We start from the raw sequence: 21308 nt of genomic DNA, 5'->3' as shown, positions 1-21308 counted from the left end.
TGGCCCGAGGCAAGTTTTGCAATTCGCAAGCGGAAGACTGCCATGGCTCGCCCCGACATCGCTGCGCGAGAGACGCCAGCAACGCCGCTTCTTGAAGCGCGCTCAATAACCAAATCCTTTCTGGGAGTGACTGCGCTTGATCACGTTGATTTCGTGCTCAATCGTGGTGAAATCCATGCCCTGCTCGGCGAAAACGGTGCAGGAAAATCAACGCTCATCAAGATATTGACCGGCGCCTATCATGGCTTTGACGGCTCAATCTTACTTGAGGGGCAAGCAATCGCTCCGGCATCGGTCGCGGAAGCGCAGACGCTCGGCATCGGCACGGTCTATCAGGAGGTCAATCTTCTTGAAAATCTGACAGTCGCCGAAAATCTGTTCCTCGGTCGCCAGCCGCGACGCCTCGGTTTCATTGACCGTCGCCGCATGGAAAAAGATGCAACCACCCTGCTCGCCCGATACGGCCTCACAATTGACGTCGGCGCCCCCTTGTCGGCCTATTCGGTGGCCATCCGGCAGATCATCGCAATCGCCCGCGCCGTCGATGTTTCCGGCAAGGTTCTGGTGCTTGATGAGCCGACCGCCAGTCTTGATGCGCGCGAAGTCGAAATGCTGTTTGGCGTGCTGCGTCAGCTGAAAGCTGAAGGCCTTGGCATCATCGTCATCACGCATTTTCTGGATCAGGTCTATGCCATAGCCGATTGCGCCACCGTGCTGCGCAATGGCCGGCTGGTCGGCAGTCGCACCCTTTCAGATCTGCCGCGCACCGATCTGATTTCAATGATGCTCGGGCATCAGTTGCAGGAGACTGTGCGCCGACAATTGACAGAGGAAGTCAGCGACAACACAACCGCACCCATTCGCTTTTCAGGCTTTGGCAAGAAAGGCAGTGTTGCGCCGTTTGATCTCGCCATCAAGCCGGGCGAAGCTGTCGGCATTGCGGGGCTGCTCGGCTCTGGCCGAACCGAAACCGCATTGCTCATGTTCGGCGTCGATCAGGCAGACAGCGGCGCGCTTACGGTCGACAGTAAGGAAACAAAGCTGCCATCGCCTGTTGCCGCCATTGCTGAACGTTTTGCCTTCTGCCCCGAAGAACGTAAATCCGATGGCATCATCGGCGATTTTTCGGTGGCCGAGAATATTGCGCTCGCCATACAGGCAAAGCGTGGCTGGTCAAAGCCGATTTCATCGCGCGAAAAAGCGGCCCTCGCCCAGCGCTATATCAAAGCGCTTGATATCCGCCCGCCTGATCCTGACAAGCCGATCAAGTTTCTGTCGGGCGGCAACCAGCAGAAGGCCATTCTGGCACGCTGGCTGGCCACCGATCCGCGCCTGCTGATCCTTGATGAGCCGACGCGCGGCATCGACATCGGTGCACATGCAGAAATCCTCAAGCTTATCGGCGAACTCTGCACCGAAGGCATGTCTCTGGTCATCATCTCTTCGGAATTCGAGGAACTTGCAGCCGTGGCAAACCGCGTTGTCGTGCTCTCCGACCGCCGCCATGTGGCGGAACTCAAGGGCGAAGAAATCACCGCCGACAATATCGTGCGTGCGATTGCTGAGACCGGAAGCGAAAAGGAAGCCGCAGCATGATCGCTCGCATGGCCAAGAAACTTAAAAGACTGAGCCCCCAGCTGGCAGCCCTCGCGCTTATTCTGGCGGCGAACACCATCATCGCGCCGGGTTTTCTCGGCATTTCCTTTCAGAACGGACGCCTCTACGGAAGCCTAATCGATATTCTGGTGCGCGCTGCACCTGTCGCCATTCTTGCAGTCGGTATGACATTGGTGATCGCAACCCGCGGCATCGATCTGTCAGTCGGCGCGGTCATGGCAATCAGCGGCGCAACGGCTGCATCGCTTATCGTTGCAGGCTATCCGCTGGCGATCGTCATTCCTGTCGCACTCGGCGTTGGCCTGGTCTGCGGTTTGTGGAACGGCTTTCTTGTGGCCGTTTTCGATATCCAGCCCATCATCGCAACGCTGATATTGATGGTCGCGGGGCGTGGTATCGCCCAGCTTATCACCGAAGGCGCAATCCTCACCTTCAACAATGATTCCTTTGCAACCCTTGGCTCCGGCTCGTTCCTTGGCATACCAGTGCCGGTGCTGATCTGGATACTTGCAGGTCTTGCCGTCGGACTTGCCGTGCGCTCGACAGCGCTCGGCTTCCTGATTGAAGCAACCGGCATCAACCGTCGCGCTGCCATGCTGGCAGGTGTTAAAGCCCGCTTTCTCCTGTTCAGTGTCTATGCAGTTTCAGGCGTTTGTGCAGCGCTTGCCGGGCTGATCGCCACCGCTGATATTCGCGGCGCAGATGCCAACAATGCCGGTCTCTGGCTCGAGCTCGACGCCATTCTGGCGGTCGTCATCGGCGGCACATCGCTGAATGGCGGGCGTTTCTCGATCATGGCATCGCTGCTTGGCGCGCTGATCATCCAGTCGATCAATACTGGCATTCTGATGGCTGGGTTTCCGCCGGAGTTCAACCTCATCATCAAGGCGGGCATTATCGTGATCGTGCTGACATTCCAGTCGCCTGCAATCGTCGGCTTTTTCACCTTCCTGCGTGCTGAACGCAAAAACAACGTCGCAAAGCCAACGCACCAAGGAGCACGGCAATGAGAGTGCTTCGCAATCTGCCTTTCGTCACAACGGTCGCGATTTTCCTGCTCGCCTATGCGATCTGCGTCATCCAGTTTCCGAACATGCTGTCAACACGGGTGATCGGTAATCTTCTGACGGACAATGCCTTTTTAGGCATCGCAGCCGTTGGCATGACCTTTGTGATTATCTCTGGCGGCATCGACTTGTCAGTCGGATCGGTCATCGCCTTCACCAGCGTTTTTGTGGCGGTCCTTGTCGGGCAGCTTGGCGTGCATCCGCTGATCGCCTTCGCGCTCATTCTGGTGATTGCTGCCCTGTTTGGCGCGTGGATGGGGATGATGATCCATTATCTCGGCATCCCGCCCTTTGTGGCAACACTTGCGGGCATGTTTCTCGCACGCGGTGCTGCATTCCTGATCTCGACGCAGTCTGTGCCGATTTCACATCCGTTCATCGATACGCTGCAAGGGCTCTACTTCCGGCTTCCGGGCGGCGGCAGACTGACCTTCATCGCCATGCTGATGCTGGCGGTCTTCATCATCGGCGGTATCATTGCGCATCGCACGCGCTTTGGTGCAAACATCTATGCGCTCGGCGGCAATGCGCAATCGGCAGAGCTGATGGGCGTTCCCATTGGCTGCACGACTATCGGCATCTATACGATGTCAGGCGTGCTTTCCGGCTTAGCTGGCATCGTCTATACGCTCTACACTTCATCGGGCTATTCGCTGGCAACTGTTGGGGTGGAACTTGATGCCATTGCATCGGTGGTTATCGGTGGCACACTTCTTACCGGCGGGGCCGGTCTGGTAGCAGGAACTTTCGTCGGCATTCTGATACAGGGTCTGATACAGACCTATATCGTTTTCGATGGAACCCTGTCTTCGTGGTGGACAAAAATAGCAATCGGTATCTTGCTGTTCCTGTTCATTGCGCTACAGCGAGGACTTGTATGGTTTTCCGATATAAGACTCGCGCGTCAACGCATGAAGGAGGCCTGAATTGGGATTACTGGAAACGGCCATAACCGGACGCAAGCGCCATAACAGCCACGCCGTTGTCGTGGGTGAACTGGGTCGCGGCATTGTTGCGGGCACCATTCCCGAAGGCTCCATACTTCCGGGCGATAACGAATTATCGTTGCGCTTTGGCGTTTCCCGTACCGTTCTGCGAGAAGCCATGAAAACGCTCGCAGCAAAGCGGCTGGTCGAACCCAAGGCCAAGGTCGGAACCCGTGTGCTGGGTGCCAGCTCCTGGAATTTCTTCGATCCCGATGTGCTGACATGGCGTTTTGAAGCAGGCTTCGACGAAGTGTTCGTCGACCATCTGGCCGAAATGCGGATGGCGCTTGAGCCCGCTGCCGCCGCTGCCGCCGCACAAAATGCGACCAGCGACGAACTCATTGAACTCTATGCTTTGGCCGCAAAATTTGACGACCCCAAGCATACGCCGGAATCCATCGCCAAGGTCGATCTGGATTTTCACCTGGCAATCGCCCGCATGTCTGGAAATCCGTTCATGCGCTCGGTCAGCGGTTTGATTGAAGCAGCACTGGCTATTTCATTCCAGCTGTCTTCGCCTGCCGCATCACCGGAAGGCATTGCGGAGTGTGCTGCCAATCATCTGCGCATCGCCCATGCAATTGCATCGCGTGATCGCCTCAAAGCGCGTGCCGCAATGGAAAGCGTCATCACTCTCGGCGTGGAACGCATCCGCGACGCGATATAATCGCTCTACGACTGCCTCTCTCCCCAAGTGGAAACCGATTTGGGGAGACAGATGAACAACCAGAAGATCGAGCGTTTCGACTGATTCAGTTCAAATGCGAACGCTCTAAGAGACCTTGAGATCGAACTTCGGATCACCACGCAGCGTATTGCTGACGGTGCAGATTTCCTCGGCCATCTCTGCAAGACGATGCTTTTCATCTGCCGTGAGATCGCCGTCGAAATGGAATGTTATATCGAATCGTTCGATGCGTGACGGGCCTTCATGTGCCTTATCGCCTTTTACTTCCACCCGAACATCGGTGAGTTTTTCACGCAACTCGAGCTTGGTGGCAGCAATGCGCGCACTTAACGCCATACAGGCTGCAACCGATGCATAGATCAGATCGAGCGGATTAAAACCCGCCTGACTGACACTGGTGACAATCTCCACCGAGCCGCCTGTCGGTGTTGTGATGATCGGCAGCTTACCATGCGGCATCTCCGCGACCGCTCCGGTTTCACGGGTTCTGACTTTCAGTTCACTCATGGCTGAATTCTCCTGTATTCAACTCCGCGTGCAAGCCAGCAGCCGACGCTCAAATCTGTTATCGCACCCTTGTCGTCACGGCGGAAAACAAGCTTCCACTCGCCGGGCGATGGTGCATCCATCGAACGCTGAACAGGCATCAACCAGACATCAGCACCGGCACTATAAAGCGGATACATGTCGCTCTTGCCAAGGAAACCTTCAAAAGCGCCATAGATCGCACCGCCTTCGGATACCAGCAGCAGATCGGCATCAAGCTCATCGCTGTGATAACGACCGATGATATCCTGCCGGGCTTCACCTTTGACGCGGCTCATCGTCAGGCAGAGATTTTCATCCTCGCGAGAAAGCTCGATCACATCGCCATCGCGCCGGATCGTCGTCATCGACGAACGCGCTTCATTTACGCTCACCAAATCCATCATTTCAGGACTGGTGCCAAAGCGCGCTTTCATGCGGCCACGACCGGCATCCTCAAGGCTCAGAACCAGCCCTGTTTCAACATCCAGCCACGAGCCAAACCATGCCGCATCAGCCTCCACCCGCGACACTTCGGATGACGATGCGCCCAAAGCAATATTCATCAGCTTGAAGGCAACGTCTGAAGCCCCGCCTTCAAAATTGAACATGGCGATTGTCGAGAGGCGTTCATCCGCACAATGCCAGCGCTGGCAACGCCAGCCGCGCAATGCACCACCATGGCCTGTCAGGCGCTTTCCGCCTGCTTCTTCAAATTTGAGGCCAAAGCCATAAGGCGCCGCGGCACCGTCATTGAATGTTTGCGGCCCGCTCAGCCGGCGATAGAGACCCTGTTCTTCATCGCGCGTTGCATCGATGAACTGCTCCCATGCAATCATGTCATTGAGCGATGCACAAATGCCGGCATCGCCCATCCAGTGAATGCGATTGGTTGCGGGCAGAAAGCCCCGAACCGTATCGCCTTCATAACCCGTACATTCGTCAAACAGCGCCGTGTCGGGAATAAGCTCGGCACGCTTCATGCCAGCAGGCTTGAATATCCGCTCAGACAGAAGATCGACCAGCCTGCGCCCGGTATGCGCTTCGATGAGGTCTGCAAGAATACGGAAATTGCCGTTGCAATAAGAGTAATGTGAACCCGGTTCAAAATGTGTGGTCTTCAGGCGGCGCAACAGACTTTGTGCCTGTTCAGGCAGAAACACACCTTCTGGATCGGCACCACACAGAACTGTCAGCGCCCAATAATCGCGCAGACCGGACTGGTTGTTGCAGAGATCGCGAACAGCGGGGCGCTCTCCTTCGAACTTGTCGAGATAGGCTTCAAGCGCATCATCGAGCAACTCCGGCTCGCCCACCGCATCAAGCAGCACACCACAGGTAAACTGCTTGCTGACCGAACAGATCGGCATCCGCGTTTCTACCGTCATCGGCTTGCGCGTGCGAAGATCTGCAAAACCCCAGGCGTGCTGCAACACGACCTCGCCGTCCTTCAAAACGGCAACAACGCCGCCCGGACCTTTGTAATTTTGGGGAATGTGACGAACAAAGGCTTCAAGGGCAGACGTATCAAATTTCGACATGATCGACTCAGGACTCACATAATTCAACGCATGGTAAGAGCCATCATTTCAAACGATCAATCAAGGCCATGGCAGCGTGCGGGTTATGCGCCTTATGGCCGCTGATAACGTAAAGATAGACATCACGCGCCACATTGTCGGCAAGCGGTGGTGTGATGGTTTTAAGACTATCCGGCACATGACCAACCGCTATTGCTTTGGCCCGCTCTGCCCAATGGTCGAGCTCGCCCTCACTGTAACCAAGCTTCTTGTCTTCCTGTGTACCCATGATGCGCAGATAGGCAAAAGGCGCGGTCATGTCGGCAATTTCCACGAATTTGCTGTCGCCCGCAATCACCACCGCAACGCCATATTCCCGCAGCAACGCGATGAAATCCGGTGAATTGAAACTGTCGTGACGCACTTCCACAGCATGGCGCAGATCGCGCCCATCAACACGTTTTGGCAGAAGCTTGAGGAAAGCTTCAAAGTCGGCTGGATCGAATTTTTTCGTGCCCATGAACTGCCAGTTGATGACGCCGAGCTTGTCTTTCAGCTCAAGAAGGCCACCGGTCACGAATTTCTCGATACCCTCGCCTGCTTCAGCCAAAACACGTTTGTTGGTCGAAAAGCGCGGTGCTTTGAGCGAAAAAACGAAGTCATCCGGCGTTTCGTCATGCCATTTGGCAAAAGTCGCAGGCTTCTGCGGACCATAATAAGTACTGTTGATTTCGATGGAGGTCAGCTTGCTCGAAGCATATTCGAGCTGACGCTTTTTGGAGAGCTTTTCCGGATAGAAACTCTTGTCCCACTCCTCAAAAGCCCAGCCGCCAATACCCACACGGATTTTGCCTGAATTGTTCTGGGTCATTTTATCCATACCTCCACGACATGAGTTCATGAGTGTTGCTCATGATGTTTAAGCTGTTTTCACAGCCTCCGCTATGCTGTTATCACTGTGCTTTACTGGAGGAGTAAACAAATGTCGGAAACAAAAGATCCGATCGTTATCGCCAGTGCGGTACGAACACCGATCGGAAGTTTTCAAGGCGCGCTCAAGGGGGAGAGTGCAACAGCACTGGGCGCTGTCACAATCAAGGAAGCGGTCCACAGGGCTAAGCTTAGCCCTGATCAGATCGACGAAGTGCTTATGGGCTGTGTGTTGCCCGCGGGGCTGGGACAGGCGCCCGGACGTCAGGCCGCAATTCATGCCGGTCTCCCGCAGACAGTGCCCTGCTCGACCATCAACAAGGTTTGCGGATCGGGCATGAAGACCGTCATGCTGGGCGCCGATCTCATTTCCGCAGGAAGTGCGGACATTGTGGTTGCTGGCGGCATGGAAAGCATGACCAATGCACCTTATCTGCTTGAAAAGGCACGCGGTGGCTATCGCATGGGCCACGGCAAAATCTACGATCACATGTTCCTCGACGGCCTCGAAGACGCCTATGACAAAGGCCGCGCCATGGGAACATTCGCGGAAGAAACCGCCGACCAATACCAGTTCACGCGTCAGCAGCAGGACGAATTTGCCCTCCGCTCACTTTCGCGTTCACTCAAAGCCACCGAAGCGGGTTCTTTCGCAAAAGAGCTGGTCAATGTTGCAGAGCTTGACCGCGATGAGCAGCCAACCCGCGCAAAGCCTGAAAAAATACCAAACCTCAAGCCTGCTTTCCGCGAAGGCGGCACAATTACAGCCGCCAATTCCTCATCGATTTCAGATGGTGCAGCATCGCTTACCCTGATGCGCCTGTCCAAAGCTGAAAAGCTTGGCATAGAACCGCTTGCCATTATTCGCGGTCATGCAAGCCAGGCACAACAGCCTGCCCTTTTCACCACGGCCCCGATTTTTGCGATGAGGAAACTCTTCGACAAAACCGGCTGGAATGTACGCGACGTTGATTTATTTGAAATCAATGAAGCTTTCGCAGTTGTTGTTATGGCTGCAATGCAGGAACTCGACCTCCCCGCCGACAAGGTGAATATCCATGGCGGTGCCTGCGCTATGGGCCATCCGATTGGCTGCTCTGGCGCACGCATCATCGTCACGCTGCTTCATGCCATGAAGCAGAACGACCTTAAGCGTGGAATGGCTTCAGTCTGCATCGGTGGCGGCGAAGCAACTGCCATTGCGCTGGAAGCGCTTTAAGCGGGGGAACAAATGGATATTGAAGGAAAAATCGCCATCGTCAGTGGTGGTGCATCAGGTCTTGGTGCTGCAACTGCACAGGCTCTAGCGGCCAAGGGTGCGAAAGTTGCAATCCTCGACTTCAACATTGATGGTGCAAATACGGTGGCAGCCGCGATTGGCGGCATCGCTATTCAATGCAATGTATCAGACGCAGCGAGTGCTGAAGCAGCCTTCAAGGCAATCGGCGAAAAGCTCGGATCACCGCATATTCTGGTCAATTGCGCTGGCGTAGCACCAGCAAAGAAGATGCTGGCGCGTGATGGCAGCGTCATGCCGCTTGATGATTTCCGTCGCGCTGTTGAAATCAACCTGATCGGTTCGTTCAATCTGCTGCGGCTTTTTGCCGATGTCGCATCCAAAAGCGAAGCCCTGCCAACGGGCGAGCGCGGCGTTGTCATTAATACGGCATCGGTTGCGGCCTTTGACGGCCAGATCGGTCAGACAGCCTATGCGGCGTCTAAAGGCGGTATCGTTGGCCTGACCCTGCCTGCTGCGCGCGAATTAGCGCCGCTTGGCATTCGGGTATGCGCCATCGCGCCCGGTATTTTTGAAACCCCCATGCTCAAAGGCCTGCCGCAACCTGCACAGGATGCGCTGGGCCAAATGGTTCCTTTCCCCCCGCGTCTGGGTCGGCCAGACGAATATGCGGCACTCGCGCTGCATATTATCGAAAACAGCATGCTCAACGGCGAAACCATTCGGCTCGATGGTGCGCTGCGTATGCCTCCGAAATAGAGCGCATACGCGCCAAAGTCGTTCAGACATTTTGAGAGTAGGGAAATGCACAAATCCACGACCAACTCCAACACACGCAATGGCGGTCAGATATTGGTGGATGCACTCGGCATTCATGGCGTCGACCGCGTTTTCTGCGTGCCCGGCGAAAGTTACCTTGCAGCGCTGGATGCTTTTCATGACGTAAGCGAACAGATTGATTTGATTGTCTGCCGTCAGGAAGGCGGCGCTGCTTACATGGCGGAAGCCTATGGCAAGCTGACCGGCAAGCCCGGCATCTGCTTTGTCACGCGCGGCCCCGGTGCGACGAATGCCTCCGTCGGCGTTCATACCGCCTTTCAGGATTCCACACCGATGCTTCTGTTCATCGGACAGGTCGCAAGCGATCAGGTGGAACGTGAGGCATTTCAGGAAGTTGATTATCGCCGCATGTTCGGCCAGATGGCCAAATGGGTGGTGCAGATCGATGATCCCGCCCGCATCCCGGAACTGGTCAGTCAAGCCTTCCATCGTGCAGTCAACGGGCGCCCCGGCCCTGTGGTCATCGCCTTGCCTGAAGATATGCTGACATCACACGCAACCGTCAGTGATGCACCGGCTTACAAGCATGTCGAGATGCATCCGGGAAGCGATCAGTTACAGGACATGAAATCGCTTCTCGAAAAGGCCGAGCGGCCAATGATGATTGTCGGTGGCGGCGGCTGGAATGCGCAAGCGGTTCGCGACCTGCAAACATTCGCTGAAAACATGTCGCTGCCTGTTGCAGCATCCTTCCGCTGTCAGGATATGTTTGACAATCATCATCCGCTTTATGCCGGTGAAATGGGAACATCTATCAGCCCGAAACTTGCAGCGCGGGTTAAAGACTCAGACCTTTTGCTGGTCGTGGGCGCGCGCCTTGGTGAAATGACCACGCAGGGCTACGAGCTTATCAATATCCCTGTTCCAAAGCAGAAGCTCATCCATGTCCATCCGGGTGCGGAAGAACTTGGCCGTGTCTATCATGCTGATATTCCAATCAATGCCAGTATGGCGGCCTTCACCAAAGCAGCTTCAAAGCTTGCGCCTATCGCCAATCCCGGCTTCAAAGCATGGGCTGAAAGCGCCAATGCCGACTATCGCGACAATCTGAAAACGCCGACAATTCCCGGTGACGTTCAGATGGGCGAGATCATGGAATGGCTGCGCGCGCATCTCACTGATGATGCCATCATCACCAATGGCGCTGGCAATTATTCGGCATGGCCGCACCGCTTCTATCAGTATCGCACCTATCGCAGCCAGTTGGCGCCAACCAACGGTTCGATGGGCTATGGCGTGCCTGCAGCAGTTTCTGCCAAGCTGACGGCACCAGAGCGAACCGTCGTCTGTTTCGCTGGTGACGGCTGCTTCCTGATGAACGGTCAGGAACTCGCAACAGCTGCCCAATATGGTGCCAATGCGATTTTCATCGTCGTAAATAACGGCATGTATGGCACGATCCGTATGCATCAGGAACGCACCTATCCGGGTCGCGTTTCCGGTACTGGCCTTGCAAATCCTGACTTTGCAGCGCTCGCCCGCGCCTATGGCCTGCATGGAGAAACGGTGGAAAAAACCGCAGATTTTGCCGAAGCTTTCCAGCGGTGTGAACAATCCGGCAAGCCGGGTTTGATTGAAATCCGCATCGATCCGGAAGCGCTTTCACCCAAGATGACGCTGAGCCAGATGCGCGAACAGGGACTGGCGAAGCAGCGCTAACAGGGTTCAATTATCGAATCTTTAGGCCGGGTTTTCGTCTCGACGAAGGTCCGGTCTAACTTCCCTGACACCAATTCAATCCATTTAAATGCGGAGAATACCCCTAAAATTTACAGGTATCGCCGCGATGTCACTTATGAACAGGCTGCAATGTAGGAAATACAACTTTAGTTTGGATCGATACAATTTAGAGTAGACATTCCCGTCCAAGTCGCACATAAACCGCCCGGGTTGCAATGGGAGGGGAAATTGCGAACACTTAATCTATTCATTATTGGCTTTGGCTTTAGCGCACTTATCATCACCTGCATTTACGCAATTGGTGGCGGATTACTTTAAGATCGAAGAAGGCTCTCGCCTAAAAAGTTTGCCGACGCTTCACGCACCGCACCAAGCATAAAATCACTGATCACTCTGATACGCGGCGCGGCCATGACATCCACATGGCAATTCATCCAATATTCGCGTTCAAGATGCATCTCGCGCGGCAGAACGGGCACCAGCTCGGAATGCATATCGGCTATGTAATATGGCAAAACGCAAAGCCCATAACCCGTTTGTGTGGCGGTCAGTTGTGCGTGAATACTTGAACTTTGATAGTTACAGCGCTGTCCGGGCAATATCTCGCGCATATAGTCCAGACCGGGCGTGAACACCATGTCGTCGATATAGCCGATAAAGGGATGTCGAGACAGATCCTCTCGCGACCTTATCGGCGGATGGCAGTTCAGATAATCCCGATGACCATAGATAAACAGACGATAAGACGTCAGCTTTTCACTGTGATACGGCCCGGTGCGAGGCATATGCAGCGTGATCGATAATTCGGCCTCGCGACGCGACAACGACATGATCTGCTGAATCGTCACAACCTCTACGGAAAGGCTGGGATAGGATTGCGCCAGCACCGGCAGGCGATCGGCCAGAAAGAAATTACCGAAGCCTTCAAGGGTTGAAAGCCGCACCACACCTGACAGTGCCGAGAAACTTCCTGTGGCTTCTGTCTGGAACTTCAGCGCCTCGCGTTCCATCACCTCCGCAGGTTCAACCAGTCGTTCGCCCATCGGCGTCAGCAGATAGCCGCGCGGATTGCGCTCAAACAACTTGGTTGCAAGCGCCTGCTCCAGACGATCAATCCGCCGCAGAACCGTGACGTGACTGGTGCGCAATTGTCTTGCTGCGGTAGAAAGTTGGCCGGTCCGTGCAACCGCCAGAAAATACTGCAGATCATCCCATGTAAACTGCCGCATCTCTTCCTCCCAAAAGATAGCCATCGCCCGCTCAACAAGTTCTGTACGTTTTTGAACAGACGATGTTCAAAAATTGTTATTCTTGTACGCATTTGTCAATGCTACCGTTCTCAAGAACAGCCCGACCGGAGGAACAAAATCGGGCAGAAGCAGAGGGATGTGCAATCATGAGGAAGATTGCCAACCCGGTCTGAAAAGACTGCTTCAGAGGGCATCCCGAAAAGTGTGAACGGTTTTCGGAAAAAGATGCACGTTAGAACAAACAATGAGAGCGCCAGTCTGATCCTGTCAGATCGAAACGCGCTCTAACGGAGGATACCGTTCGATTCTATCGCGACGGACACAAGCTTTTTGGGAGGAGCACTGAATGAAACTTTTTGCACTTGCTACGGCTGCACTTTTGGCTGCAACCGCAATTTCATCTGCAGCAGAAGTATCCGACGGCAAAGTCAAGATCGGCATCCTGAACGACCAATCGGGTGTTTATGCGGACTTCGGCGGCAAGTGGTCGTTTGAAGCTGCAAAAATGGCTGCCGAAGATTTCGGTGGCAAGGTGCTGGATGCGCCGATTGAAATCATCACTGCCGACCATCAGAACAAGCCGGATGTCGCAGCCAATATTGCTCGTCAGTGGTACGATACCGAACAGGTGGACGCCATTATGGAGCTGACCAGCTCTTCCGTGGGTCTCGCCGTTCAGGCGCTCTCCAAAGACAAAAAGAAAATCACCATTAATACGGGTGCGGCGACATCAGAACTCACAGGCAAGCAATGCACGCCTTATGGTTTCCATTGGGCCTATGACACGCACGCGCTGGCTGTTGGCACCGGCGGCTCGCTCGTCGAACAGGGCGGCGACACCTGGTACTTCCTGACAGCCGACTATGCTTTCGGTTATTCGCTCGAAGAACAGACGTCGAAATTCGTTGAATCCAAAGGCGGTAAAGTTCTTGGTTCAGTTCGCCATCCATTGAGCACCACCGACTATTCCTCGTTCCTGCTACAGGCCCAATCATCGGGCGCAAAGGTCGTTGGCCTTGCCAATGCCGGCCTTGATACATCCAATGCGATCAAACAGGCTGCGGAATTCGGCATCGTGGCCGGTGGCCAGCGCCTTGCGGCATTGTTGTTCACGTTAGCTGAAGTTCACGGACTTGGCCTTGAAGCCGCACAAGGCCTGACGCTCACCGAAGGTTTCTACTGGGATCGCGACGATGAATCGCGCAAGTTCAGCAAGCGCTTTTTCGACCGTACAGGCCGTATGCCGAACATGATCCAGGCAGGCACTTATTCGGCTGTGCTTCAGTATTTGAAAGCCATCAAGGAAGCAGGCACAGACGAGACAGAAGCTGTCGCCAAGAAGCTTCATGAAATGCCAGTCAATGACGTCTTCGCCCGCAACGGTAAGGTCGGCGCCAATGGCCGCATGATCTACGACATGTATCTCATGGAAGTGAAAAAGCCTGACGAAAGCAAGGCACCATGGGACTATTATAAGGTGCTGGCCACCATCCCCGGCGATCAGGCCTATTTGAAGCCTGAAGAAAGCGGCTGTCCTCTGGTCACGCAGTAAGAGGCTGATGGCATGAACACAGCAACCCAAAATACTACGGCTCTGCGAGAAGCAGAGCCGTCGAGGATTGTTCTTTCTGCACGTGGGCTGGGCAAATCTTTTGGCGGCTTTCATGCGGTGAAGAATGTCGATCTTGATGTAGAGCACGCCCGCGTTCATGCCCTGATCGGGCCAAATGGTGCAGGCAAGACGACCGTTTTCAACCTGCTCACCAAATTCCTCCAGCCGACAAGCGGCGAGATTACGCTTCTTGGCGAAAACATCACCAAAACCAACCCTGCCAAGGTGGCGCGGATGGGTCTGGTGCGCTCGTTCCAGATTTCCGCAACCTTCCCGCATTTGACGGTGCTGGAAAACGTGAAGGTCGCGCTTCAACGCCCAAATGGTTTGGCAACGCAGTTCTGGCGTTCGCTGTCTGCACTGGATCAGCTCGACGCAAAAGCGATTGATCTTCTTGAGCGCGTGGGCCTTAGCGATGCCCGCCATGCGCTGGCCGCCGATCTTTCCTATGGCCGCAAGCGCGCGCTTGAAATCGCCACCACACTGGCACTCGATCCGAAAGTTCTGCTGCTTGATGAGCCAATGGCAGGCATGGGGCACGAAGACGTGCACATCATTGCCGCCCTCATCACCGATGTAGCAAAAGATCGTGCGGTGCTGATGGTCGAACACAATCTCAAAGTGGTGGCCGACATCGCTCACCACGTCACGGTGCTGCAACGCGGCGAAATCCTCGCATCGGGCAATTATGCCACCGTCGCACAAGACGAGCGCGTCCGCACCGCTTATATGGGAACTGAACATGAATAGAGGCCAACCCCTGCTCTCAGTGCGCGGGCTTAATGCCTGGTATGGCGAAAGCCATGCGCTGCACGGCGTCGATCTCGATATCTGGCCCGGTGAAACCATCACGCTTCTGGGTCGCAATGGCGTCGGCAAAACCACAACGCTGCGCGCGATCATGGGCATCATCCGCAAGCGCACCGGCACCATCACGCTTGATGGCAAGGACATACTGCGCGTGCCGCTGCATCGCATAGCGCGTACTGGCCTTGGCTTTGTGCCGGAAGAACGCGGAATCTTTGCAACGCTCAACGTGCATGAAAATCTGCTGCTCCCGCCTGTCGTCGGCAAGGGTAGCGGAACCATGTCACTCGACGAGATTTACGAGCTCTTCCCCAATCTCTATGAGCGCCGCAACAGCCCCGGCACCAAGCTTTCGGGTGGCGAACAGCAGATGTTGGCGATTGCCCGCATCCTACGGACCGGCGTGAAGGTGATGCTGCTCGATGAGCCGACCGAAGGGCTTGCGCCCGTCATCATCCAGCGCATCGGCGATGTACTGGTAGAACTCAAAAAGCGCGGCATGACCGTGTTGCTGGTCGAGCAGAACTTCCGCTTTGCAGCAAAAGTCGCCGACCGCTTTTATCTGATGGATCATGGCGTGGTGACGGAAAACTTCCCAACCGCCGAGCTGCCAGAACGGATGGCATCGCTCACGCAAGCTTTGGGGGTTTAAACCAATGACAATGATTTTTGGAATACCTTTGCAAGCGCTTCTCGGGCAATTGCTCGTGGGCCTCATCAATGGCTCTTTCTACGCCATGCTGAGCCTCGGCCTCGCCATCATCTTCGGGCTTTTGCGCATCATCAATTTTGCCCATGGCGCGCAATATATGCTCGGCGCTTTCGTCGGCTATCTGCTGTTGAGCGGCCTTGGCATCGGCTATTGGCCAGCGCTTATTCTCGCTCCACTGATCGTGGGTCTGGGCGGCGCCATCATCGAACGCGTTGCGCTTTCAAGGCTCTATAATCTTGATCCGCTCTATGGCCTGCTGTTCACTTTTGGTCTGGCGCTCGTGATCGAAGGCACGTTCCGCTATTATTATGGTGCTGCCGGTCAACCCTATGCCGTTCCGCCATCACTTGCAGGCGGCAATAATCTCGGCTTCATGTTCCTGCCCAACTATCGCGCTTGGGTGGTTGTGGCGTCACTCGTCATCTGTATCGGCACGTGGCTGCTGATTGAGAAGACCAAGCTCGGCGCTTACTTACGCGCCGCAACCGAAAACCCGACACTGGTCAAAGCCTTCGGCATCAATGTGCCACTGCTGCTCACCTTCACCTATGCGCTGGGTGCTGCCCTTGCTGGCTTTGCCGGTATCCTCGCAGCCCCCATTTATCAGGTCAGCCCGCTGATGGGGTCCAACATCATCATCGTGGTCTTTGCCGTGGTCGTGGTCGGCGGAATGGGTTCGATCCTTGGCGCCATCATCACCGGCTATGTGCTGGGGCTGGCTGAAGGTCTGACCAAGGTGTTCTATCCTGAAGCTTCAAGCATCGTCATCTTCGTTATCATGGCTATCGTCCTTCTGGTGCGACCCGCCGGACTGTTCGGGAAGGAGGCCTGATATGACTGATACTGTTCTCAAAGCAACGGCGGCAAACCATCAGGCAAAAGCGCCGGCCCTCAACAGCCTTTCGGCGGTCGTTCTGGCGATTGCCATTGCTGGATTGATCGTAGCACCCTTCATGGTCTATCCGATCTTCTTGATGAAGATGCTGTGCTTTGCGCTCTTTGCCTCCGCATTCAATCTGCTGCTCGGCTATACCGGCATTCTATCATTTGGCCATGCAGCCTTCTTCGGCGGTGCTGCGTATGTCACAGCACATGCCGTCAAAGTATGGGGTGTAACACCCGAAATTGGCATCCTGCTTGGCGTCGTGGCTGCGGCCGTTCTCGGCCTCATCATCGGCTATCTCGCTATTCGCCGTCAGGGCATCTATTCAACGATGATCACGCTGGCCTTAGCGCAGATGTTCTTCTTTTTCTGTCTGCAGGCGGCCTTTACACACGGCGAAGACGGTCTTCAGGGTGTGCCACGCGGCTATCTCTTTGGCTTTATCGACCTTAATCAGCCGATGAATATGTATTATTTTGTACTGGCTGTGTTTGTGATCGGGGTCTTTGCGATCTGGCGCATCATCAATTCGCCTTTCGGCATGATCCTCAAATCAGTCCGCGAAAACGAAAACCGCGCCGTGTCGCTGGGCTATTCCGTCAATCACTACAAGCTTGCAGCCTTTGTCATGTCGGCAGCACTTGCAGGAATTGCAGGCGGCATGAAGGCACTTGTCTTCCAGTTTGCCACACTCACCGATGTGGGCTGGCAGATGTCGGGCGAAGTGATCCTGATGACGCTGCTAGGCGGCATCGGAACGCTGATCGGCCCTATCGTCGGCGCCGCCTTCGTGGTCGCTCTTCAGAACTATCTCGCAACGTCGGACTTCCCTGTGACAATCGTCACTGGTGTTATCTTCATGGCCTGCGTTCTGCTCTTCCGTAGAGGCATCGTAGGCGAGTTCTATGCATCGCGGCTTGGAAAGAAATTGTTCGGATAACCGGCACTCCCGGAGCCGCATGTTCATAAGATAGCGGCTCCACCTTTTTACTGGATATGAAATCATGACCGACACCTACGATTACATCGTGGTTGGCGCGGGCACGGCTGGCTGCGCCCTTGCGAACCGCCTTTCCGCAGATAAGAACCGTTCCGTGCTGCTGCTTGAAGCAGGCGGCAAAGACAATTACGCGTGGATTCATATCCCGGTCGGCTATCTTTATTGCATCGGCAATCCGCGCACCGACTGGTGTTTCACCACCGAAGCGGAAGCAGGCCTGAATGGGCGCTCTCTGGGCTATCCACGCGGCAAAGTGCTTGGTGGCTGCTCCTCAATCAATGGCATGATCTATATGCGCGGACAGGCGCGCGATTATGATCTGTGGCGACAGGCCGGTTGCGACGGCTGGGGCTGGGACGACGTGTTGCCCTTCTTCAAAAAATCAGAAGACAATTTCGCAGGCGCAGATGATCTGCATGGCGCAGGCGGCGAATGGCGCGTTGAAAATGCCCGTCTACACTGGGATATTCTGGATGCTTTTCGTGATGCAGCGGTTGCTGCCGGAATTCCAGCAACCGACGATTTCAATCGCGGTGACAATGAAGGCGTGTCCTATTTCAAGGTCAATCAGAAGCGCGGCATTCGCTGGAATACGGCCAAAGCCTTTCTGCGCCCGGCCCTTGATCGCCTCAACCTGCGCGTTGAAACCGGCGCCCATGTTCGCCGCATCGAGATCGAAGAGCTGCGGGCAACAGGCATCACTTTCGATCAGAATGGGACAACCCGAACCGTCAAAGCAAAACGCGAGATTATTCTTGCAGCAGGTGCCGTCGGCTCGCCGCAGATATTGGAGCTTTCAGGCGTTGGGCGTGGCGATGTGCTGCAAAAAGCAGGCATTCCGGTAAAACTCGAACGCAGACAGCTGGGCGAAAACTTGCAGGATCATCTGCAACTGCGTTGCGCTTATAAAGTAACCGGCATTCCAACGCTCAATGAAAAGGCGAGCAAGCTCTTCGGTAAAGCCATGATCGGCCTTGAATATTTCCTGCGTCGCTCCGGCCCCATGTCGATGGCACCCAGCCAGCTCGGTGTTTTCACCCGCTCGGACCCATCCTATGAAACGGCCAATCTGCAATATCATGTGCAGCCATTGAGCCTTGAGAAATTCGGTGAAGCCGTCCACCCCTTCCCGGCCTTTACCGCATCCGTCTGTAATCTGCGCCCCGACAGCCGCGGTTCGATCCACATCAAGTCGCCTGATCACCGGACCCAACCGGCAATCCAGCCGAACTATCTTTCCGCAGAAAGCGACCGCCGTGTTGCAGCCGATTCCATCCGCCTCACCCGCCATATCGTGGCGCAGGCGCCTTTGCAGAAATATCGCCCGGAAGAATTCAAGCCCGGACCAAGCTATGAAACGCAGGAGCAGCTGGAAAAAGCAGCGGGCGATATCGGCACCACGATTTTCCATCCGGTCGGCACCTGCCGAATGGGTATTGATGCTGAAGCGATTGTCGATCCGCGTCTGCGACTTAACGGCATTCAGGGACTGCGCGTGGCCGATGCCTCGGTCATGCCCGGAATCACCTCGGGCAACACAAACTCACCCACTTTGATGATTGCCGAGAAGGCCGCCCAGATGATTATTTCGGATAATTATTAGAACCAGATTCCGGCCAGCCCCGTGAGCGGAAATGGCAATCCGCTCACGGGGCTGTGAACGCAATTTCACAATCGCTGAATCTCGTGAAGCTGAAATAATTTTCCTTGTTTATTGCCGTGCAAACGGGAATTATCGGCATCAAGGTGGGCAGGGGGAGAAAGATCATCTAACATGATCACTTTCCGGGACCGGCTCTCCAAAAAACTTTAGACAAGGAAAATAAGAATGTCGTCAGTCCTTTCCCGCTATTCGCTGACCCGCCGCGCGGGTCTGAAAGCTGCCCTCTTCACCGCTGCAGCTCTCACAGTTGGTTTTGCGAGCGCGCCAAGCCACGCAGAAGACAAGACCATCAAGGTCGGCATCATGGGCGGCGAAGACGAAGACGTCTGGAAAGTCGTTGCCGAAGAAGGCAAGAAGCACGGCCTCAACATCGAGCGCGTGACCTTCAACGATTACAACCAGCCAAATGAAGCGCTGGAACGCAAGGAAATCGACGCGAACGCTTTCCAGCACAAGCCTTACCTTGACGAACAGATCAAGCAGCACGGCTACAAGATTGGCGTTGCAGGTTACACCGCTGTCTGGCCAATCGGCATCTATTCGCGCAAGATCAAGAGCCTTGATGAACTGAAAGAAGGCGCAGTTGTCGGTGTGCCGAACGACCCATCGAATGAAGGTCGTGCGCTCCGCGTTCTCGAAGCAAGCGGCCTTATCAAGCTGAAGCCGGAAGCAGGCATCCTCGCAACGCCAATCGATGTGATTGAAAATCCAAAGAAGATCGAAATCAAGGAACTCGACGCCGGTGTCGTCGGTCGCTCGATTGATGATCTCGATGTCGCAATCGTGAACAACGACTGGGCAGCTAAAGCTGGCCTGAAGAAGGAAGAAGCTATCGGTTGGGAATCCAAGGAAAACAACCCATACAACAACTTCATCGCGGTCCGCACCGAAGATGAAAATGCTGAATGGGTAAAGAACCTTGTTGCCTCCTTCCAGAACGACGCCGTCAAGGCCGAGCTGGACCGCGTTTACAAGGGCACAGGCATTCCAGCCTGGAACTAATTGCTATGAGTGACTGAAAGACCGCGCCGGAAAAAGCTTTTCCGGCGCGGCTTTTATTGACGTAAGCAAAAAAATTGCCCAAAAGCATCGGCGGTGAGCATTAGCTCCATGGCTTAGCCAGGCCTCATCTTTCCTTGAAGCCTTATCCGATTGCAGTTTGCCGCTGTTTTACAGCGGTGCATCTAACTATAGAAGAAACGACCGTGACCATTGAACAGCCACCTGCCGCATTAGCGCCCATCGTCGAAATGAAAGACGTGCGCCGAATGTTCGGCGAAACGGCTGCGATCAGCGGTGTCTCTCTTTCCGTCGCACGCGGCGAAATCCTCGGCATCATCGGTCGCAGCGGCGCGGGTAAATCCACGCTGATCCGTTGCGTCAATGGCCTTGAGAAGCCCGACAGCGGTTCAATCCTGATTGAAGGTCGTGAGATCACCGGCCTTGGTGAAGACGCGCTGCGTCCTGTGCGCCGCCGCATCGGCATGGTGTTTCAGCACTTCAATCTCATGTCGGCCAAAACCGTGGCGCAGAACGTAGCTTTACCGCTCAAGATTGCGGGTATGCCAAAAGCTCAGCGCATCAAGCGCGTGGCAGAACTGCTGGATCTCGTCGGTCTCTCCGACAAGGCAAAGCAATACCCGGCACAGCTTTCAGGTGGCCAGAAGCAGCGCGTCGGCATTGCGCGCGCACTTGCTGCCGAACCCGCTGTTCTGCTTTCTGACGAAGCCACCTCGGCGCTCGATCCTGAGACAACCCAGTCAATTCTGGCGCTGCTCAAAGATATCAACACCAAGCTTGGCCTTACCATCCTGCTCATTACCCATGAAATGGACGTTATCCGCCGCATCGCCGACCGGGTGATAGTGCTGGATCACGGCGCAATAGCCGAAGAAGGTCCTGTCTGGAAAGTCTTCGCCAATCCGCAGTCGCCCATCACGCAAAGCATGTTGCAAGTGCTGGAGCCGGAACTGCCTGCCGTGTGGCGCGAGCGCCTCCACAAGACCGGCGATCTTGCCATTCTCAAGGTCAAGCTTTCAGGAAACGCCGCCAAGGGCGCATTCTTCAGCGAAGCAACACTTGCGACCGGCATTGCGCTTCAACTGATCCATGGCGGCATGGATACCATTCAGGGCGAGCCGGTTGGAACCTTGTTCATTGGCCTGCCCACTCAGGACAAGACAAAACTAGACGCCGCACTCGCCTATTTCAACACCCATGCAGACGCCACGGAGGTTCTCGGCTATGTCTCAGGCAATGCTTGATCTTCTCTGGCGCTCCTTCTGGGAGAC

Annotated in this window: 19 protein-coding genes; 15 read left to right on the top strand and 4 right to left on the bottom strand. The window is 55.2% G+C overall.

Features of this window, described 5'->3' with window-relative positions; translation table 11 throughout:
- Positions 1-42: 42 nt before the first annotated feature.
- The 4 genes from RT142_RS21130 to RT142_RS21115 are packed head-to-tail and all read left to right on the top strand — an operon-like array spanning position 43 to position 4337.
- Positions 43-1596: a sugar ABC transporter ATP-binding protein gene (locus RT142_RS21130; RefSeq protein WP_313031275.1), complete on the top strand. Its 1554-nt coding sequence runs from the start codon at positions 43-45 to the stop codon at positions 1594-1596.
- Entirely contained in the window at positions 1593-2627 is a 1035-nt protein-coding gene (locus tag RT142_RS21125) for an ABC transporter permease (protein ID WP_079212195.1), read from the top strand. The genes RT142_RS21130 and RT142_RS21125 overlap by 4 nt, the downstream gene beginning before the upstream one ends.
- On the top strand, positions 2624-3610 hold the full coding sequence (gene yjfF / locus RT142_RS21120) for a galactofuranose ABC transporter, permease protein YjfF (RefSeq protein WP_105518838.1): 987 nt from the start codon (positions 2624-2626) through the stop codon (positions 3608-3610). The genes RT142_RS21125 and yjfF overlap by 4 nt, the downstream gene beginning before the upstream one ends.
- A 1-nt stretch (position 3611) precedes the next feature.
- Positions 3612-4337 carry a FadR/GntR family transcriptional regulator gene (locus tag RT142_RS21115; protein WP_007876268.1) on the top strand — a complete coding sequence of 242 codons (726 nt, stop codon included), beginning with the start codon at positions 3612-3614 and terminating at the stop codon, positions 4335-4337.
- Between the two features lie 105 nt (positions 4338-4442).
- Here RT142_RS21115 and RT142_RS21110 read toward each other — a convergent pair whose 3' ends face one another.
- From RT142_RS21110 to RT142_RS21100, 3 genes are read right to left on the bottom strand one after another with little or no spacing between them, the layout of a single operon-like run.
- The gene (locus tag RT142_RS21110) at positions 4443-4865 is read right to left on the bottom strand and encodes an OsmC family protein (protein WP_112805517.1); all 423 of its coding nucleotides are present in this window, start codon (positions 4863-4865) and stop codon (positions 4443-4445) included.
- The gene (locus RT142_RS21105) at positions 4862-6424 is read right to left on the bottom strand and encodes a D-aminopeptidase (RefSeq protein WP_313031271.1); all 1563 of its coding nucleotides are present in this window, start codon (positions 6422-6424) and stop codon (positions 4862-4864) included. Before RT142_RS21105 ends, RT142_RS21110 begins: the two co-directional genes overlap by 4 nt.
- 43 nt (positions 6425-6467) lie before the next feature.
- On the bottom strand, positions 6468-7274 hold the full coding sequence (locus RT142_RS21100) for a DUF72 domain-containing protein (protein ID WP_105519191.1): 807 nt from the start codon (positions 7272-7274) through the stop codon (positions 6468-6470).
- A gap of 111 nt (positions 7275-7385) precedes the next feature.
- Between RT142_RS21100 and RT142_RS21095 the strand changes: the two genes are divergently transcribed.
- From RT142_RS21095 to RT142_RS21085, 3 genes are read left to right on the top strand one after another with little or no spacing between them, the layout of a single operon-like run.
- Positions 7386-8552, top strand: coding sequence for an acetyl-CoA C-acyltransferase (locus RT142_RS21095; RefSeq protein ID WP_064320950.1), 1167 nt, complete (start codon positions 7386-7388; stop codon positions 8550-8552).
- A gap of 12 nt (positions 8553-8564) precedes the next feature.
- Positions 8565-9329: an SDR family oxidoreductase gene (locus RT142_RS21090; protein WP_194779968.1), complete on the top strand. Its 765-nt coding sequence runs from the start codon at positions 8565-8567 to the stop codon at positions 9327-9329.
- A gap of 45 nt (positions 9330-9374) precedes the next feature.
- Positions 9375-11069: a thiamine pyrophosphate-binding protein gene (locus RT142_RS21085; protein ID WP_313031269.1), complete on the top strand. Its 1695-nt coding sequence runs from the start codon at positions 9375-9377 to the stop codon at positions 11067-11069.
- Between the two features lie 335 nt (positions 11070-11404).
- Here the strand turns inward: RT142_RS21085 and RT142_RS21080 are convergent, their stop codons facing one another.
- Positions 11405-12319 (bottom strand): LysR family transcriptional regulator, encoded by a 915-nt coding sequence (locus RT142_RS21080; RefSeq protein ID WP_007876286.1) that lies wholly within the window; start codon positions 12317-12319, stop codon positions 11405-11407.
- A gap of 367 nt (positions 12320-12686) precedes the next feature.
- Here RT142_RS21080 and RT142_RS21075 point away from each other — a divergent pair, with 367 nt between their 5' ends.
- From RT142_RS21075 to RT142_RS21040, 8 genes are all read left to right on the top strand, one after another.
- Complete coding sequence (locus RT142_RS21075; protein WP_313031267.1) at positions 12687-13892, top strand: ABC transporter substrate-binding protein; 1206 nt, start codon at positions 12687-12689, stop codon at positions 13890-13892.
- Positions 13893-13904: 12 nt separating this feature from the next.
- A complete protein-coding gene (locus RT142_RS21070; protein WP_007876290.1) occupies positions 13905-14702 on the top strand; it encodes an ABC transporter ATP-binding protein in 798 nt (265 codons plus the stop codon).
- A complete protein-coding gene (locus tag RT142_RS21065; RefSeq protein WP_313031265.1) occupies positions 14695-15411 on the top strand; it encodes an ABC transporter ATP-binding protein in 717 nt (238 codons plus the stop codon). Before RT142_RS21070 ends, RT142_RS21065 begins: the two co-directional genes overlap by 8 nt.
- A 4-nt stretch (positions 15412-15415) precedes the next feature.
- Positions 15416-16303, top strand: coding sequence for a branched-chain amino acid ABC transporter permease (locus RT142_RS21060; protein WP_064320956.1), 888 nt, complete (start codon positions 15416-15418; stop codon positions 16301-16303).
- Between the two features lies 1 nt (position 16304).
- Positions 16305-17294: a branched-chain amino acid ABC transporter permease gene (locus RT142_RS21055; RefSeq protein ID WP_313031263.1), complete on the top strand. Its 990-nt coding sequence runs from the start codon at positions 16305-16307 to the stop codon at positions 17292-17294.
- Positions 17295-17358: 64 nt separating this feature from the next.
- Positions 17359-18957, top strand: coding sequence for a GMC family oxidoreductase N-terminal domain-containing protein (locus RT142_RS21050; protein ID WP_313031262.1), 1599 nt, complete (start codon positions 17359-17361; stop codon positions 18955-18957).
- A gap of 225 nt (positions 18958-19182) precedes the next feature.
- Positions 19183-20019: a MetQ/NlpA family ABC transporter substrate-binding protein gene (locus RT142_RS21045; RefSeq protein ID WP_064320958.1), complete on the top strand. Its 837-nt coding sequence runs from the start codon at positions 19183-19185 to the stop codon at positions 20017-20019.
- Between the two features lie 203 nt (positions 20020-20222).
- Positions 20223-21281 (top strand): methionine ABC transporter ATP-binding protein, encoded by a 1059-nt coding sequence (locus tag RT142_RS21040; protein WP_313031260.1) that lies wholly within the window; start codon positions 20223-20225, stop codon positions 21279-21281.
- Positions 21282-21308: the final 27 nt, after the last annotated feature.

This window comes from Brucella sp., assembly GCF_032066345.1.
Classification (GTDB): domain Bacteria; phylum Pseudomonadota; class Alphaproteobacteria; order Rhizobiales; family Rhizobiaceae; genus Brucella; species Brucella pseudogrignonensis.
Note: the sequence above shows the minus strand (reverse complement) of the source record. Positions and strands in the feature narration are given on the sequence as shown.